At 72.0% G+C, this 16,291-nt stretch carries 12 protein-coding genes, 1 tRNA gene and 1 riboswitch; of the genes, 5 read left to right on the top strand and 8 right to left on the bottom strand.

The window, feature by feature from the left end:
* Positions 1-130 precede the first annotated feature (130 nt).
* The gene (hrpA, locus tag FM125_RS02060) at positions 131-4,246 is read right to left on the bottom strand and encodes an ATP-dependent RNA helicase HrpA (protein ID WP_087133499.1); all 4,116 of its coding nucleotides are present in this window, start codon (positions 4,244-4,246) and stop codon (positions 131-133) included.
* A gap of 151 nt (positions 4,247-4,397) precedes the next feature.
* Here hrpA and putP point away from each other — a divergent pair, with 151 nt between their 5' ends.
* Positions 4,398-6,020 carry a sodium/proline symporter PutP gene (gene putP, locus FM125_RS02065; RefSeq protein ID WP_087133500.1) on the top strand — a complete coding sequence of 541 codons (1,623 nt, stop codon included), beginning with the start codon at positions 4,398-4,400 and terminating at the stop codon, positions 6,018-6,020.
* A gap of 67 nt (positions 6,021-6,087) precedes the next feature.
* On the opposite strand, the gene FM125_RS02070 is transcribed toward putP, so the two are convergent.
* The 4 genes from FM125_RS02070 to FM125_RS11920 form a co-directional block, all read right to left on the bottom strand.
* Positions 6,088-7,494, bottom strand: coding sequence for an NAD-dependent succinate-semialdehyde dehydrogenase (locus tag FM125_RS02070; protein WP_087133501.1), 1,407 nt, complete (start codon positions 7,492-7,494; stop codon positions 6,088-6,090).
* A gap of 65 nt (positions 7,495-7,559) precedes the next feature.
* On the bottom strand, positions 7,560-8,222 hold the full coding sequence (locus FM125_RS02075) for a DNA-3-methyladenine glycosylase I (protein ID WP_087133502.1): 663 nt from the start codon (positions 8,220-8,222) through the stop codon (positions 7,560-7,562).
* A gap of 34 nt (positions 8,223-8,256) precedes the next feature.
* The gene (locus FM125_RS02080; protein WP_087133503.1) at positions 8,257-8,841 is read right to left on the bottom strand and encodes a hypothetical protein; all 585 of its coding nucleotides are present in this window, start codon (positions 8,839-8,841) and stop codon (positions 8,257-8,259) included.
* A gap of 4 nt (positions 8,842-8,845) precedes the next feature.
* Positions 8,846-8,983: a hypothetical protein gene (locus tag FM125_RS11920; protein ID WP_180525300.1), complete on the bottom strand. Its 138-nt coding sequence runs from the start codon at positions 8,981-8,983 to the stop codon at positions 8,846-8,848.
* Between the two features lie 308 nt (positions 8,984-9,291).
* Between FM125_RS11920 and FM125_RS02085 the strand changes: the two genes are divergently transcribed.
* On the top strand, positions 9,292-10,668 hold the full coding sequence (locus FM125_RS02085; protein WP_087133504.1) for a YjiH family protein: 1,377 nt from the start codon (positions 9,292-9,294) through the stop codon (positions 10,666-10,668).
* Between the two features lie 136 nt (positions 10,669-10,804).
* Here the strand turns inward: FM125_RS02085 and thiC are convergent, their stop codons facing one another.
* Positions 10,805-12,559, bottom strand: coding sequence for a phosphomethylpyrimidine synthase ThiC (thiC, locus tag FM125_RS02090; RefSeq protein ID WP_087133505.1), 1,755 nt, complete (start codon positions 12,557-12,559; stop codon positions 10,805-10,807).
* 1 nt (position 12,560) lies between these two features.
* Positions 12,561-12,673, bottom strand: a riboswitch (TPP riboswitch).
* 78 nt (positions 12,674-12,751) lie between these two features.
* On the opposite strand from thiC, the gene thiD reads away from it, so the two are divergent.
* A complete protein-coding gene (gene thiD, locus FM125_RS02095; protein ID WP_087133506.1) occupies positions 12,752-13,642 on the top strand; it encodes a bifunctional hydroxymethylpyrimidine kinase/phosphomethylpyrimidine kinase in 891 nt (296 codons plus the stop codon).
* A 57-nt stretch (positions 13,643-13,699) separates the two neighbouring features.
* On the opposite strand, the gene FM125_RS02100 is transcribed toward thiD, so the two are convergent.
* Positions 13,700-13,772, bottom strand: a tRNA-Arg gene (locus tag FM125_RS02100).
* 43 nt (positions 13,773-13,815) lie between these two features.
* Entirely contained in the window at positions 13,816-14,517 is a 702-nt protein-coding gene (gene thiE / locus FM125_RS02105; protein WP_245829725.1) for a thiamine phosphate synthase, read from the bottom strand.
* A gap of 161 nt (positions 14,518-14,678) precedes the next feature.
* Between thiE and FM125_RS02110 the strand changes: the two genes are divergently transcribed.
* Both FM125_RS02110 and thiS read left to right on the top strand, forming a co-directional pair.
* Positions 14,679-16,049 carry an FAD-dependent oxidoreductase gene (locus tag FM125_RS02110; protein WP_087133508.1) on the top strand — a complete coding sequence of 457 codons (1,371 nt, stop codon included), beginning with the start codon at positions 14,679-14,681 and terminating at the stop codon, positions 16,047-16,049.
* Positions 16,046-16,291 (top strand): sulfur carrier protein ThiS, encoded by a 246-nt coding sequence (gene thiS, locus FM125_RS02115; protein ID WP_067189167.1) that lies wholly within the window; start codon positions 16,046-16,048, stop codon positions 16,289-16,291. Before FM125_RS02110 ends, thiS begins: the two co-directional genes overlap by 4 nt.

Raw genomic sequence — 16,291 nt, forward strand, 5'->3', positions numbered from 1 at the left:
CCTCGGATCTTGCGAATTCACGCGCTGGCGGATGCCCTCACGAGGGGGCGTCAGACGGGGAGGGCCGACGAAGTGACGCGCCGTGCCTCGGCCAGGGCTCTGGCGAGGTGCACGCCTACCGGCCTGCGCCTCAGACACCCTTCGCGCGGTTCAGCGCCTGGCGCACGCGCTTCTCGGACACGGACACGGCGGTGCCAAGCTCCTGGGCGAAGAAGGACACCCGCAGCTCCTCGATCAGCCAGCGCACCGCGTCCAGATCCGCCGGCAGCGGGGTGTCCGGGTATCGGCTCCGGTGCGCCTCCACAGCGGCGTCGAAGTCGTCCTCGAGTCCCTGGACGATCGCCATGTGCTGGCCGTCGCGCTGCAGGTGGCCGCCGGCGTCGAGCTTGGCCAGCCGCGCCTCGATGCCGGCGATGTACCGGGGCAGGTGCTGCAGCTGCTGCCAGCCGGTGGCGGCCACGAAGCCGTCGAAGACGAGCTGGTCCAGGTGCGCCTTCACGTCGGACAGGGCCGGGGCCATCGCCAGGGACACGGACCTCTTGAGACGGCGGCGCACCGCCGCTGCCCCGGACAGCACCCGCTCCACCAGGGACGTCACCGCGAAGACCGTGTCGATCAGCTCGGCGCGGACGCGGTCGAACAGGCCACGGAACTCGGCCTCGGAGAAGGGCAGCTCGTCCCCCACGAGCCGGTCCACCGCCGCCGTCGTGCAGTCCGCCACCAGCGAGTCCACGGAGCCGTGCGGGTTCTGGGTGAAGGTCAGCTTCTCCCGGTTGTCCAGGTGGTCCATCACGTAGCGCTGCGGTGAGGGCAGGGTGGCCAGCAACAGCTGGATCACGCCGGCACGGTGCCAGACGGCCTGATCCTCCCGGGAGCGCGCCACCGTCAGCCCGGCGGCCCGGGTACCCTTCGGGCCCGGCTCCGGCACCAGCGTGGGATAGCCGGTGATCCGCGGCCCGCCCGGGCCCGAAGCGGTGGACACCTTCCGCTCGAGCGTCCCGAACGTCCAGGACGTCAGCCCATGCAGCTCCTCGAAGGCGGCCGCCGAGCCCTGGGCATCGCGCCCGTCCTTCCCGACGACGGCCCCCTCCCGGGTGCCTGGGCCCGCCGTGCCCCGTCCCTGCCGGCCCTTGCCCTGACCGGTTCCGGGCGTGGGGGCGGCGGTGTCCTTGCCGGAGAGGCGTGCGGCGATGGCCGAGCGGTTGGCCGTGGCCAGACGGGTCTGCAGGTCGGCCAGGTCCTGACCGGCGCCCACCACGGCGCCGCGGTGGTCCACGATCCGGTAGTCCATGCGCAGGTGGTCCGGCACGGCATCCAGGCGCCAGGCGCCGGGCTCCACGATCTGCCCGCGCAGCCGTCTCACCGCCGTGGACAGCGCCTCCGGCAGGGATTCGGTGCGCGGGTCCGCGCCGGCCTCCAGGGCGGCGGCGAGCTCGCGGGCCACATCCGGGGCCGGGACCAGGTGCTTGCGGGTGGCCTTGGGCAGCGCCTTGATCAGGGCGGTGATGAGCTCGGCTCGCAGGCCGGGCACGAGCCAGGCGAAGCGCTCCGGGTCCATCTGGTTCAGCACCAGCACGTCCAGGGTGACCGTGATGCCGTCGGTGCCGGAGGCTCCGGTGGGGTCGAAGGTGTAGTCCAGGTCCAGCTCGAGCGCGTCCCCGCCGGGCAGCGGGTGCATGAAGGTGGTGGGGAATGCGTCCTGGTCCAGCTCCTCGGCCGCGGTGGTCATCAGCTGGGCGGGATCGAAGTCCAGCAGGTCCGGGGTCTTGTGGCGCTGCTTCTTCCACCAGGAGTCGAAGTGCCGCTCGGAGACCACGTTCGCGGGCACGCGCTCGTCGTAGAAGGCGAAGAGGTCCTCGTCCGAGACGCGCAGGTCCCGGCGGCGCAGGCGGGACTCGAGCTCGTCCACCTCGGCCAGGGCCTTCCTATTGCGGGCGAAGAAGTGGTGACGGGTCTTCCAGTCGCCCTCCACCAGGGCGCGGCGGAGGAACAGCTCGCGAGACAGCACCGGGTCGATCCGGCCGAAGCGCACCGTGCGGTCCTGCACCAGCGTCACACCGAGCAGCGTGACCTTCTCCTGCGCCACCACGGAGCCCTGGCGGCGGGACCAGTGCGGCTCGGAGTAGCTGCGCTTGACCAGCCCGGCGCCGACCTCCTCCGCCCACTCCGGCTCGATCCGCGCCACGGTGCGGGCCCAGAGCCGGGAGGTCTCCACCAGCTCGGCGGCCATCACCAGCGGGTGTCGCTTCTTGAACAGGGCGGAGCCGGGGAACACGGCGAACCGGGTGCCGCGCGGTCCGGCGTACTCCCGGCGCCGCTCGTCGTAGGAGCCGATCTGGGAGAGCAGCCCGGACAGCAGCGCCTTGTGCACGGGCTCGTGCTGGCCCACCGGGTCCACGGGGCCGGCCTGCACGGACACGCCCACCTGCTGGGCGAGCTGGCGCAGCTGCTGGACCAGGTCCTGCCACTCGCGCACGCGCAGGTAGTTGATGTGTTCGGTGCGGCACAGGCGGCGGAACGCGTTGCCGGAGAGCTCCTTCTGCTGCTCACGCAGATAGGCCCAGAGGTTGAGGATCGCCGTGAAGTCCGAGTTCGCGTCCGCGAAGCGGCCGTGCAGCTCGTCCGCCTGCTCCCGCTTCTCGGCGGGGCGCTCGCGCGGGTCCTGGAGGGTGAGGAAGGCGGTCACCACCATGACCTCGCGGACGCAGCCGCGCTCGCCGGCCTCCAGGATCATGCGGCCCAGGCGCGGGTCCACGGGCAGGCGGGCCAGGCGGCGGCCGAGCGGGGTGATGGTCCCGGTCGGGAACGTGCGGGTCCGCCCGTTCCTCAGGGTGACCGGCTGACCGGTGTTCAGGGCACCGAGTTCGGTGAGGGCGGTGGCGCCGTCGGAGACCTGCCGTCCGTCCGGGGACTGCAGGAACGGGAAGTCTCGCACCTCGCCGGGAGTGGTGGCCACCCCGAGCGAGAGCATCTGCAGGATCACCGAGGCCAGGGAGGTGCGCAGGATCTCCGGGTCTGTGAACTCGGGGCGGGAGAGGAAGTCCTCCTCCGAGTACAGGCGGATCGCGATGCCGTCCGAGGTGCGGCCGGAACGTCCCGAACGCTGGTTCGCCGAGGCCTGGGAGACGCGCTCGATCGGCAGGCGCTGGACCTTCGTGCGGTTCGAGTACCGGGAGATGCGGGCGGTGCCGGTGTCGATGACGTACTTGATGCCCGGCACGGTCAGGGACGTCTCCGCCACGTTGGTGGCCAGCACGATCCGCCGCCGCACGCCCTTGCCCGCCCGGGAGAACACGCGGTGCTGCTCGGCCATGGACAGGCGGCCGTAGAGCGGCAGGATCTCGGTGCCGGCGAGCGTGGCGTGCCGGGCCACCACGGACTGGAGGGCGTCGGCGGCGTCGCGGATCTCGCGCTCGCCGGGAAGGAACACCAGGATGTCCCCGTCCGGCTCGTCGGCCAGCTCCAGCACGGCGTCGCCGATCGCGTCCACGGGGTCCCGGGTCTCGGCGGCGTCGTCCGCGTCGTCGTACTCGTCGTCCGGGGAGGGCTCGGCCGCCAGCGGCCGATAGCGGATCTGAACCGGGTAGGTGCGTCCGGAGACCTCGATCACCGGGGCGGGCACGACGACGGCCCCCTCCTGGACCTCGACGGTCTGATCCGGATCGTCCTGCTCCGTGGCGGGACGGCCGAAGTGGCGGGCGAAGGACTCGGGGTCGATGGTCGCGGAGGTGACGATGAGCTTCAGGTCCGGGCGCTGCGGCAGGATCCGCTTGAGGTAGCCGAGCAGGAAGTCGATGTTCAGGCTGCGCTCGTGGGCCTCGTCGATGATGATCACGGAGTACCGCTGCAGCAGTGGGTCGTGGGGGATCTCGGCGAGCAGGATGCCGTCCGTCATGACCTTCACGCGGGTGTCCGCGGAGGTGGCCGAGGTGAAGCGGACCTGGTAGCCGACGGTCTGGCCAATGGGCTCCTGCAGCTCCTCGGCGATGCGCTCGGCCACGGAGCGGGCCGCGATGCGGCGCGGCTGGGTGTGGCCGATCGTCCCGTGCTCGTCCAGGCCGAGGGCCAGGCACATCTTGGGCAGCTGGGTGGTCTTGCCGGAGCCGGTCTCGCCGGCGACGATCACCACCTGGTGCTCGGCGATCGCCTCCATGATCTCCTCCCGCCGGGCCGCGACCGGGAGGTGCTCGGGGAAGGTGACCGGGCGCGCGCCGACGGCGGGGGAAGAAGTGGTGGGGTGCGTCATGACGTCGCACAGTCTACGTGGCAGCCTCGAAGGCAGCCGACTGTGTTCCATCTCACAAACCCCTGCTGTGACCAGTCTCCATACTCCCTGAATCTCGCTCTGACCTGGGGTTCCATTGGGGATGAGTGGCTGATTGTGCAACGGTGGAATCATGGACTTGAACACCGTCTTCCTGATAGCGGCGATTCTGCTGTATTTCACGGCGATGATCTTCATCGGCCTGTACGCGGCTCGCCAGAACACCGACCTTGACGACTACATGCTCGCCGGGCGCAACATGAAGCCGTCCGTCGCGGCGCTCTCCGCCGGTGCCTCGGACATGTCCGGCTGGCTGCTGATGGGCCTGCCGGGTGCGATCTACGCCTCCGGTCTCGTTGAAGGCTGGATGGCCATCGGCCTCACCGTCGGCGCCTGGGTGAACTGGAAGGTCGTCGCCCCGCGACTGCGCTCCTACACGGAGGTGTCCGGCGACTCGATCACCATCCCGTCCTTCCTGGAGAACCGCTTCAAGGACCGCACTCACATCCTGCGGATCGTCTCCGGCCTGATCATCCTCGTGTTCTTCACCTTCTACGTCTCCTCCGGCATGGTGGCCGGTGGCAAGTTCGTGGAGTCCACCTTCGGCCCGAACTCCTTCTATGCCGAGGGCCTGGAGATCAACTACCTCACCGGCATGCTCGTGGTCGCCGGCATCACCGTGCTCTACACCCTGTTCGGCGGCTTCCTCGGCGCCTCCCTGACCGACGTCGCCCAGGGCCTGCTGATGTTCGTCTCCCTGCTCCTAGTGCCGATCTTCGTGATCGTGGACATGGGCGGCTGGAACGCCGTGGTCGAGGGCATCCGCGCCGTGGACGCCCAGCCCAACGCCGAGGGCGTGATGGTCGACCACCTGTCCCTGTTCAAGAACGCCACCCTGATCGGCGTCCTGTCGTCCGTGGCCTGGGGCCTGGGCTACTTCGGACAGCCGCACATCATCGTCCGCTTCATGGCGCTGCGCACCCCGCAGGACGCCACCACCGGCCGTCGCGTCGGCGTCAGCTGGATGGCCCTGTCCGTCTTCGGCGCAGTGATGGTGGCGCTGGTGGGCATCGCCTACTTCCAGGCCAACCCCGGCACCACCCTGGATGACACGGAGACCGTGTTCCTGGTTCTGGCCGCGATCCTGTTCCACCCGTTCGTCGCAGGCCTGGTGTTGGCCGCCGTCCTGGCCGCCATCATGTCCACGATCTCCTCGCAGCTGATCGTGTGCTCCTCTGCCCTGGTGGAGGACCTCTACAAGGTGGCCGGCAAGGACCCGTCCCCGAACGCAGGCCTGTGGCTCGGCCGCATCGGCGTGCTGATCGTCGCCGTGATCGCCGGCATCCTCGCCCTGAACCCGGAGGCCTCCGTGCTCGAGCTCGTGTCCTTCGCATGGGCCGGATTCGGCGCCGCCTTCGGCCCGGTGATCCTGCTGGCGCTGTACTGGGAGAAGTTCACCTCCTGGGGCGCCATGGCCGCCGTGGTCTCCGGCGCCGCCGTCGCCTGGTTCTGGTCCGAGGCCGATGAGAAGACCTGGGAGTGGTTCGGCCTCTACGAGATCGTCCCCGGCTTCCTGACCGCTCTGATCCTCGGTGTGGTGGTGTCCCTGTTCACCCAGCGCTCCCGCCAGGTGAACAAGGAGATCAACCGTGAGTTCACCGGCGCCATCGACATCGTCGCCGGCAACGAGGTGACTGCCGCCGACCCGAAGGCCGCCACGGCCGAGGGCGGCTCCACCGCCGCTCCGACCGTCTGATCGCCTGACGCACACGAAGGGCCCCGCCGGATTCCGATCCGGCGGGGCCCTTCGTCTGTCCGCGGTGTCAGCCCTTCACGGCGTAGAGACGCTTGTTGGCGAACTCGTCGATGCCGAGCGGGCCGAGCTCGCGGCCGAAGCCGGAGCGCTTCACGCCGCCGAACGGCATCTGGGCGCCCATGGCGGCGTCCAGGTTCACATTGGCCATGCCGACGTGCAGGCGGGAGGCGACCTGCTTCGCCTGCTCGGTGTCCGTGGAGTACACGGCGGAGCCGAGGCCGAAGGCGGAGTCGTTGGCCAGGGCCACGGCCTCGTCTGCGGAGGAGACCTTGTAGACCACGCAGGCCGGGCCGAAGAGCTCGTCGCGGTAGGCGGCGTTGTCCTCGTCCACGTCGGTGATGACGGCGGGGGAGAGGTAGAAGCCGCCGCCGGCCGGGCCCTCGACGCGCTCGCCGCCCACGTGGACGGTGGCGCCGCCGGCGCGGGCGTCGGCGATCTGCTTCGCGAGGCCGTCGGCCGCGGCCTCGGAGGACAGCGGGCCGTAGATGTCGGTCTCGCGGCCGGTCGGGTCGCCCGGCTTGAGGGCCTTGACCTGGGTGACGAGCTCGTCCACGAAGTCCTCGTAGAGGTCCTCCATGACGATCATGCGCTTGTTGGAGTTGCAGGCCTGGCCCCAGTTGCCCATGCGGCGCTGCAGTGCCTCGCGGGCCGCCTCGCGGGCGTCCGCGGCGGAGAGCACGATGTACGGGTCGGAGCCGCCGAGCTCGAGCACGCACTTCTTCAGGTGGCGGCCGGCCTGCTCGGCCACGGCCGCGCCGGCGCGCTCGGAGCCGGTGAGGGAGACGCCCTGCACGCGCGGGTCCGCGATGATCGTGGACACCTGATCATGCGAGGCGAAGAGGTTCTGGTAGACGCCGGCCGGCAGGCCCGCCTCGTCCAGCAGATCCTGCAGTAGCTGGGCGCACTCCGGGGTGATCTCGGCGTGCTTGAGCAGCACGGTGTTGCCGAGCACGAGGTTCGGGGCGGCGAACCGGGCGACCTGGTAGATCGGGAAGTTCCACGGCATGATGCCGAGGATCGGACCGAGCGGAAGCTTCTCGATGTACGCGGTGCCGCCGTCGAAGTCGGTGATCTCCTGGTGCGCCAGCAGCGTCGCCGCATTGTCCGCGTAGTAGCCGAAGATCTGGGCGGAGAAGCGGACCTCGCCGATGGCCTCGCCGAGGCGTTTGCCCATCTCCTTGGTCACGACGGCGGCGATGTCCTTGGCGCGCTCGGCGAGCAGCTCGGAGGCGCGCTTGACGATCGCGGCGCGCTCGGACAGCGGCCGGGAGGACCACTGTTCGAAGGCGGTCTGGGCGGCGTCGAGGGCCTGGGCCACCTCGGCGTCGGTGGCGGTCGGGTACTCGCGGACCAGCTCACCGGTGGCGGGGTTCTGGGTGCGGTAGCCGCGGTCGGCGGTGGAGGGTGCGGTCACGTCGGTGACTCCTTCGCTGTCGATAGTCGGGAACGTCGTTCCCCTCCATCCAATCGTCCGGGCGGTCAGTCGGTCCAGACGCCCGATGTCCCCCTTCGCCAGGAGCCGAGCAGGTGGGTGTCCACCACGCCCACCGCCTCCATGAGGGCGAAGCAGGTGGTGGGTCCGACGAACCGGAACCCGTGCCGCTTCAGGGCCTTCGCCAGGGCGCGCGATTCCTCCGAGGTCGAGGGCACCTCGTCCATGCGTGCCGGGGCGGGCGTCTGCGCGGGCTGGTGGGCCCAGACCAGTCCGGGCAGGCCACGGTGAGGACGGTCGCCCGCCCCGTCCCAGCCGTGTCCCGCCCCGGGAGAGCCCGGATGCAGCGGGGCGAACTCCTCGTCCCGGATCGCCAGCGTGGCCTGCGCGTTGGCGATCGCCGCGGCGACCTTCAGCCGGTTGCGGATGATCCCCGGATCGGCGAGCAGGGCCCGGACCTGCTGCGGGCCGAACGCGGCCACGGCCTCCGGGTCGAAGCCGGCGAAGGCCTCACGGAAGGCCGGGCGCTTGGCCAGCACGGTGCGCCAGCTCAGCCCGGACTGGAACGCCTCCAGGCTCAGGCGCTCGTAGAGGCCGGCCTCGTCCGTGACGGGCAGGCCCCATTCGGTGTCGTAGTACTCGCGCAGCATCTCGTCCGCCACCGCCCAGGGCGGGCGGGCGAGGCCGTCGTCGCCGATCACACAGTCCATGGCACCACCGTAGGGCGCCGCCGGAGCCGTCCGCTCAGAGCCGCCCGAGCACACCCTTCCAGAAGGCCTTGGCCTCGGTGACGGCCTCCGAGGACGGGAGCCTGGCGTGGCCGAGGGCCACAGCGGCCTTGGGTGCGGCGCCCTCGGCGACCTTCTTGTCGTTGATCGTCACGGCCACGGAGGTGCCGTCGGTGAAGTCGGCGCGCCAGTAGCGCCACTTCTCGGTGGCGGAGGTGCGCGGTTCGCCCTCCAGCGTCCAGGCGGCGCCGTCCTCGGCCAGCACCGCCGGGAAGACCTCGACCACCCGCTCCAGCGCCTCGTCCATGGTGCCGGCCACGGTGCGGGAGACGTTGGCCTCGAAGGTGCCGTCCTCGCGCTGGCCGGGCAGCCGGCGTCCGATGTGCTGCTCGTAGGCCACGGCGGTCATCTGCGCCCACCACTCCGGGTTGGAGCAGCCGCCCTGCTCCCGGATGGCGGCGAGGGCGTGCTCCGCCAGTCCGCGGTGGTCCAGCTCCTTCCCGCCGGCGGCGTCCAGCCGGGCGGTCCAGTCCTCCCAGTCGATGGAGGTGGCCTTGACGAGGGCGTCGATGTTCGCGCCGCGGGCGGCGAGGGTGCTCATGGGCTCAGGCTACGTCCCTCGCGTCCTTCCGGGCCATGGCCCAGCGCGCGAGGATCAGCACGATGATCACCATGCCGGCGTAGCCCAGCGCCGGGTAGACCAACCCGATGAGGTCGGAGAAGCCGATCAGGGACAGCACCACGGCCACCGCTCCGGCGATGCCCAGGGGCCCGGTGGGCCGCAGTTGCCGATGGAAGCGGCCGTCGTCGTGGGCGGGCTCGGTGGCGGCGGAGGAGGTCTTCCGGTCACCGTAACGCCTGGGGGGAGAGGTCCGTGTGGGACGGGACGGCGCCGGCCGGATCCCTCGCGCTCCCGACGGCGGCTCCCTCGCCTTCCGCTGGGCGGCAGACGGACCCTCCCCCGGTGATTTTGTGGGACAACTCACAGGTGGATACCGTGGGCCGGGTGTCTGAGCGGGGAACGGCCCCGACGACGAGGGGAGAGCACTCCATGACCGAGACCCGCACCGCGGCCGCGTCGGCCGTCGGGGCCCACCGCCGCTCGGCGGCCTGGTTCCTCATCCCGTCCCTGATCGGCCTGGCCCTGTTCGTGGTGCCGCTGCCGGCCGGCGAGGACGGGGTGTCCATCCCGATCGCGCTGATCGCCGGCGCCCTGCAGGACGTGCTGGCCCCGGCGCTGCCGTGGATCGCGGTGGCCGTGATGGCCGTCTCCGTGCTCGGCGTCCTGGTGGTCGCGCTGACGAAGCCGGACCTGAGCGCCCGGCCCATGGTGACGTCCCTGTTCGACGTCGGCCCGGTGTGGACCCTCGTCCGCGTGGTGGGCCTCGTGCTCGGGGTCATGACCGCCCTGCAGATCGGGCCGGAGGCGCTCGTGGGCGAGGACACCGGCGGGCTGATCATGGACCTGGTGACCCTGATGGTCACCGTGTTCCTCATCGCCGGCCTGCTGCTGCCGCTGCTGCTGGACTTCGGCCTGCTCGAGTTCGCCGGCGCACTGATGCGCAAGGTCATGCGCCCGCTGTTCACGGTGCCGGGCCGCGCCTCGGTCTCCTCCCTGGCCGCCTGGCTCGGCGACGGCTCCATCGGCGTGCTGATGACCGGCCAGCAGTACCAGGCCGGCCACTTCACGCGCCGTGAGGCCGCCGTGCTGGGCACCACCTTCAACGTGGTCTCGGTGACCTTCACCATCGTGATCGTCGGCCAGCTGTCCCTGCAGCACATGTTCGGCCCGTTCTACCTGACGATCGTGGTGGCCGGCCTGGTGGCCGCCGTCATCATGCCCCGCATCCCTCCGCTGTCCCTGTTCCCGGACGAGCGCTTCCCCGGTGCCCCGCAGGTCGAGAACGAGGACGACACCGCCGCCTCCGACCCGCGCCCGCTGCTGTCCCGTGCCTGGCACGCCGCCCGCCGCCGCGCGGACGAGGTGGGGGTGCGGGAGGTCGCCCGCACCGGTGCCTCGAACGTGCTGGAGATGTGGCTGGGCATCCTGCCGGTGATCATGGCCATCGGCACCGCCGCCGTGCTGGTCGCCGAGCACACCCCGCTGTTCACCTGGCTCGGCACCCCGTTCATCCCGGTGTTGGAGCTCATGGGCCTGCCGGAGGCCGAGGCGGCCTCGCAGGCCCTGTTCATCGGCTTCGCGGACATGCTCCTGCCGGCGGTCATCGTCTCGGACGTCACCGCGGAGATGACCCGGTTCGTCATCGGCGCCCTGTCCGTGTCCCAGCTGATCTACATGTCCGAGGTCGGTGGCCTGCTGCTGGGCTCGGCCATCCCCGTCCGCTTCCACCACCTGGTCTCGATCTTCCTGCTGCGCACCGTGATCTGCCTGCCGGTGATCGTGGGCATGGCACACCTGCTGTACTGAGCCGGGTCAGAGGCGGCGGCCCCGGAGAACGACGCCGGCCGGTCGCCTTCCGCAGAAGGCCACCGGCCGTCGTCGGGCGTCAGGAGGGCGGCGGCCGCGCAGGACTGTACCGCCGGCCCGGAGCCGGACTCGCGGCTCAGGCGTCGGCCGCGGTGCGCACGGTGGGCTCGGGCAGGTAGACGCTGCCTCCGGCGGCCCTGAACTCCGCGGCCTTGGCGGCCATGCCCTCCGCGGCGATGCGCGCCTGCTCGTCGGCTCCGCCGAACTCGGAGCGGATGTCCTGGCTGATCCGCATGGAGCAGAACTTCGGCCCGCACATGGAGCAGAAGTGCGCGGTCTTCGCCGGTTCGGCCGGGAGGGTCTCGTCATGGAACTCCTCGGCCAGCTGCGGATCCAGGGACAGCCCGAACTGATCGCGCCAGCGGAACTCGAAGCGTGCCTTGGACAGCGCGTCGTCCCGGTCGCGGGCGCCGGGGTGACCCTTGGCGACGTCGGCGGCGTGCGCGGCGATCTTGTAGGTGATCACGCCGGTCTTCACGTCGTCCCGGTTCGGCAGGCCCAGGTGCTCCTTCGGCGTGACGTAGCAGAGCATCGCGGTGCCGTAGCGGGCGATCTCGGTGGCGCCGATGGCGGAGGTGATGTGGTCGTACGCCGGGGCGATGTCCGTGACCAGGGGCCCGAGCGTGTAGAACGGCGCCCCGTGGCAGAGCTCCTGCTGGCGTTCCACGTTCTCCCGCACCAGGTGCAGTGGGATGTGGCCGGGGCCCTCCACCATCACCTGCACGTCGTGCGCCCACGCCCGCTCCGTCAGCTCGGCGAGCGTGTCGAGCTCGGCGAACTGGGCGGCGTCGTTGGCGTCCGCCACGGAGCCCGGCCGCAGGCCGTCGCCCAGGGAGAACGCGACGTCGTAGCGCGCGAAGATCTCGCAGAGCTCGTCGAAGTTCTCGTAGAGGAAGTTCTCCTTGTGGTGGCCCAGGCACCAGCCGGCCATGATGGAGCCGCCGCGGGAGACGATGCCCGTCACGCGGTCCGCGGACAGCGGCACGTGGCGCAGCAGCACGCCGGCGTGGACGGTCATGTAGTCCACGCCCTGCTCGCACTGCTCGATCACGGTGTCCCGGAAGACCTCCCAGGTCAGGGCCTGGTGGTCCCCGCCGACCTTCTCGAGGGCCTGGTAGATCGGCACGGTGCCGATCGGCACCGGGGAGTTGCGCAGGATCCACTCGCGGGTGGTGTGGATGTCGTCGCCCGTGGACAGGTCCATCACGGTGTCTGCGCCCCAGCGGGTGGCCCACTGCAGCTTGGAGACCTCCTCGGCGATCGAGCTGGTCACCGCCGAGTTGCCGATGTTCGCGTTGACCTTCACGGCGAACGCCTTGCCGATGATCATCGGCTCGGACTCGGGGTGGTTCACGTTCGCCGGGATGATGGCGCGGCCGGCCGCGACCTCGGAGCGCACCAGCTCCACGTCCACGCCCTCGCGCAGGGCGACGAAGCGCATCTCCGGGGTGATCTCGCTGCGGCGGGCGTAGTGCATCTGGGTGACGCACGCGCCCTCCTTGGCGCGCAGCGGGGCACGGCGCTCGCCGGCCCATTCCTGTGAGGCGGCGCCGCGGCGCACGGCCGAGCGGCCGTCGTCGAGCAGGTCGCGCTCGCGGCCGCTGTACTCCTCCACGTCACCGCGGGCGCGGATCCAGTCCTCGCGCTGTGGCGGCAGGCCCTGCGCCGGGTCGCAGCCCGGACCCATCGTGCGGTAGACCCGCAGGGGCTCGTTCGGGGTGCCGTCCGGGGAGTCGTCCTGGGTGATCTCGGTGACGGGGACGCGGATGCCGTGCTCGGCGTCCTCGAGGTGGGCGAGACGGTGGGTGCGGTAGTTCTCGGGCGCGGACATGCGCCATCACTCTCCTTCTTCCTTCGCCGGCATGATCCGGACAGGTTCAGACGGTTGTCAGGCGGCATCAGCCCGATCTCAGTCCCGTGCCGTGGGACTCCCGTGGGGGTGCCCTGGACGCTAGCACAGTCCGTGGCGCGCGTCTCATCTCACCGGTTAGGGTGCGTGGCGACGACGGAGGGAGACAGACAGATGACGGAGGAGACGGGCGCCCTTGCAGCGGCCGCAGCAGGCGTGCCGGCCGCAGCGGGCGCACAGGCGGTGCCGCGGGTGCTGAGCATCGCAGGATCGGACAGCGGCGGCGGCGCCGGGATCCAGGCCGACGTGAAGACGATCGCGGCCTGGGGCGGCTACGGGATGACCGTGGTGACGGCCGTGACGGCGCAGAACACGCAGGGCGTGCAGGCGGTGCACCCGCTGCCGCCGGAGGTGGTGCAGGACCAGCTGGATGCGGTCGGCTCGGACATCGCGGTGGATGCCGTGAAGGTCGGCATGCTCGGCTCGCCGGCGGTGATGGAGGTGGTCTCCGCTTGGCTGGAGGGTTGCGCGGCCCCGGTGGTGCTGGATCCGGTGATGGTCGCCAGCAGCGGGGACAGCCTCACCGCCGTGGACGCCGCGGCGTGGGTGCGGCTGCTGGACGCCGCCGACCTGGTGACACCGAACGTGCCGGAGCTGGAGATCCTCACCGGGGAGAGGCTGCCGGACTGGGAGAGCGCCATGGAGGCCGCCGGAGAGCTGGCGGAACGGCACGCGGTGACCGTGCTGGTCAAGGGCGGCCATCTGGACCCGGACGAGCATCCGGCCGGCGTGCCGGACGCGCTGGTCGTGCCGGGGGAGGACGCCGTCGTCGTGACGGGGCCCTGGCAGCGCGTGCGGTCCACGCACGGGACCGGCTGCACCCTGGCCTCCGCGCTGGCCACGCTCGCCGGCGCCCGGCTCGACTGGGAACAGGCGCTGCGGCAGGCCAAGCCGTGGCTGGCCGAGGCGATGGGCCGGGGCGAGGCGCTCGCGGTCGGCAGAGCGGAGCTGCCCGGCTGGCACGGTCCCGTGGACCACGGCTGGCGGGAGCGCGGGCGGAGCTGAGAACGAGAGGAGCCGGGTCCTCGCATCGCTGCGTGGACCCGGCTCGACGTCGGTGAGTGCCCCCGGCAGGAATCGAACCTGCGGCCTTTGGTACCGGAAACCAACGCTCTATCCCCTGAGCTACGGAGGCGGGGGTCGGCGCGCGTCACCAGGACGCGGCGGACTCGACAACACTACACCATCGCCTGGCGCAGCGCCCGTGCCGCAGCCTCCGGGTCCTCGGCCTGGGTGATCGCGCGGACCACCACGATCCGCTCGGCCCCGGCCGCGCGCACCTGGGGGACCTGTGGCACATCGATGCCGCCGATGGCGAAGAACGGGGAGGCCTTCCCGCCGCCGGCGGCGATCTGCGTGCTTCGGGCCGCGGCGTGCTGCGGCAGGCGGAGCCCCACGGCGGGGCGTCCGGGCTTGGTGGGGGTCGGCCAGATCGGACCGGTGCAGAAGTAGTCCAGCCCCTCGTCGGCCAGAGCGGCGTCCACCTGCTCCGGGGTGTGACAGGACCGGCCCAGCACCACGTCCGGGCCGAGCACGGCACGGGCCTGCTGCGTGGTCAGGTCCGTCTGACCTACATGGAAGACGTCCACGCCGGCCAACCGCGCCACGTCCGCGCGGTCATTGGCGGCCACCAGGGCGCTGTGAGCCTCGGCGGCCTCGCGCACCAGGGCCAGCGCCTGCAGCTCCACCGCCACGGGCACCTGTTTGTCCCGCACCTGCAGGATGTCCACTCCGCCGGTGAACACCGCGCGGCAGAACGTGGAGAAGCGGTCCTTCTCCAGCCCGCCTCCGGCGTCCAGGAACCGGGCCAGGTCCGTGCACAGGTACAGGCGGGCGTCGGCGAGGCGGTCACGCAGCGCGGCGGGATCGGTATGGGCCATCACACCACTGTGGCAGACTGGGTGCCGTTCCATGGGAGCCCGGGCCGAGACCGCCGGGCTGAGAGGGCCACACGGCCGGGACCGTCCCACCGGGCTTCCCGCGGCAGGCCGACCATCTGACTCGATGCGGATCATGCCGCCGTGGGGAGGAGACCGAGGGGATGCATGTCCTCGTCGCCGGTGCCGGGATCATCGGCCTGACCACCGCCGTGGGCCTGCGTGCCGCCGGGCACGCCGTCCAGCTCGTGGCCCCCGAACTCGCCGCTGTCCTCGCCGGGCCGGCTCCGGACCCATCCCGGCTGAAAGTCGCCGGGGCCACACATGCCGCCGCCGGAATGCTCGCCCCGGTGGCCGAGACCCAGCACGGCCAAGACGCCCTCGGCCCGCTGCTGCGCCGCGCTTGGGCCGGCTGGCCGGTACTGATCGAGCTGCTCACCGCCGCCGGCGCCGGCTCCACCGGGCATCGCACCGAGGGCTCCTGGATCGTCGCCGCGGACGCCGCCGACCGGGACGCCTGGGCCCACCTGCTCGCCCGCACCGGTCCCGACGACGGCCGCCTCACCCCCGTCACGGCCCGCGCCCTGCGCTCGGCCTCACCCGCCCTCGCCCCGGGACTCGCCGGCGGCTGGGACGCTCCGGACGACCACCAGGTGGACCCGCGGGCGCTCGCCGCGACCCTGCTGCGTGCCCTGATCCGCCCCGCCCGCGACGTCCTGCCTGGGCCACTGGCCCGACTCACCGCCGGACAGGTGACCGAGGCGGTGCAGGAGGAGGAGCACGTACGAGTCCGGATCCGGCCGGCCGGTGACGGCGGGGTGCAGGGCGACGCGCCAGGCGAGCCCGTCCCCACGTCCGATGCGGGCCGGCGCCCCGAGGCGGCCGGCGAGGCGGAGGCCACGGCCGACGTCGCGGTCCTGGCCGCCGGGCTCGGCCACGGTCAGATCGCCGGGGACCCCACCGCGACCCCGCTGCCGCTGCGCCCGGTCCACGGGGACGTGCTGCGCCTGCGTGTGCCGGCCGACCAGCTGCTGCCGGGCGAGGACCACCTGCTCGACCGCACCGTCCGCGGGCTCGTCCACGGCCGGCAGGTGTACCTCGTGCCACGGGCGGACGGCACGCTGGTGGTCGGCGCCACCGCCCGGGAGGACCGGCTGGCCGGCACCCGTGCCGGCGGCGTGCTGGACCTGCTGCAGGACGCCTGCACCCTGGTGCCCGCCCTGCGGGACTGCGAGCTGCACCAGGTGCACACGGCCGCGCGCCCCGGCACCCCGGACGACCGCCCCTGCCTCGGCGCCCTCCCGCACGCACCGCGGATCGTGGTGTCCACCGGCTACCACCGCCACGGCATCCTGCTGGCTCCCTGGGCCGCCGAGGCCGGGTGCGCGCTCGCCGAGCACGCCGGCGGCGTCCTGCCGCAGATCGATCCGGCTCTGGCCGCCACCCTGGCCGCCGCGGACCCCGCCCGGTTCGACGGCACCTCGGCCCACGCCTCGACCACCTGCCAGTCCGACGCAAGGAGCGCACACGCATGAGCACCCTGACCCTGACCCTCAACGGGAAGTCCGCTGAGGTCCCCGCCGGCACCACGTTGCGGCAGCTCGTGGCCGAGACCATCGGCCGCGAGGTCGCCGTTGACGGCACCGCGGCCGACGGCGGCCGCCTCGGTGTGGCCGTGGCCGTGGACCGCCACGTGGTGCCGCGCTCGGCCTGGGACGCCACGGTGCCGCGGGACGGTGCGGCCGTGGACCTCGTCACCGCTGTCCAGGGAGGCTGA

The sequence above is a fragment of the Micrococcus lylae genome (assembly GCF_900163825.1).
Taxonomy (GTDB): Bacteria; Actinomycetota; Actinomycetes; order Actinomycetales; family Micrococcaceae; genus Micrococcus; species Micrococcus lylae.

Coding starts and splice junctions, on each gene's coding strand:
- hrpA (WP_087133499.1), bottom strand. CDS start 4,246: ATGACGCACCCCACCACTTCTTCCCCCGCCGTCGGCGCGCGCCCGGTC.
- putP (WP_087133500.1), top strand. CDS start 4,398: ATGGACTTGAACACCGTCTTCCTGATAGCGGCGATTCTGCTGTATTTC.
- FM125_RS02075 (WP_087133502.1), bottom strand. CDS start 8,222: ATGGACTGTGTGATCGGCGACGACGGCCTCGCCCGCCCGCCCTGGGCG.
- FM125_RS02080 (WP_087133503.1), bottom strand. CDS start 8,841: ATGAGCACCCTCGCCGCCCGCGGCGCGAACATCGACGCCCTCGTCAAG.
- FM125_RS02085 (WP_087133504.1), top strand. CDS start 9,292: ATGACCGAGACCCGCACCGCGGCCGCGTCGGCCGTCGGGGCCCACCGC.
- thiC (WP_087133505.1), bottom strand. CDS start 12,559: ATGTCCGCGCCCGAGAACTACCGCACCCACCGTCTCGCCCACCTCGAG.
- thiD (WP_087133506.1), top strand. CDS start 12,752: ATGACGGAGGAGACGGGCGCCCTTGCAGCGGCCGCAGCAGGCGTGCCG.
- thiE (WP_245829725.1), bottom strand. CDS start 14,517: ATGGCCCATACCGATCCCGCCGCGCTGCGTGACCGCCTCGCCGACGCC.
- FM125_RS02110 (WP_087133508.1), top strand. CDS start 14,679: ATGCATGTCCTCGTCGCCGGTGCCGGGATCATCGGCCTGACCACCGCC.
- thiS (WP_067189167.1), top strand. CDS start 16,046: ATGAGCACCCTGACCCTGACCCTCAACGGGAAGTCCGCTGAGGTCCCC.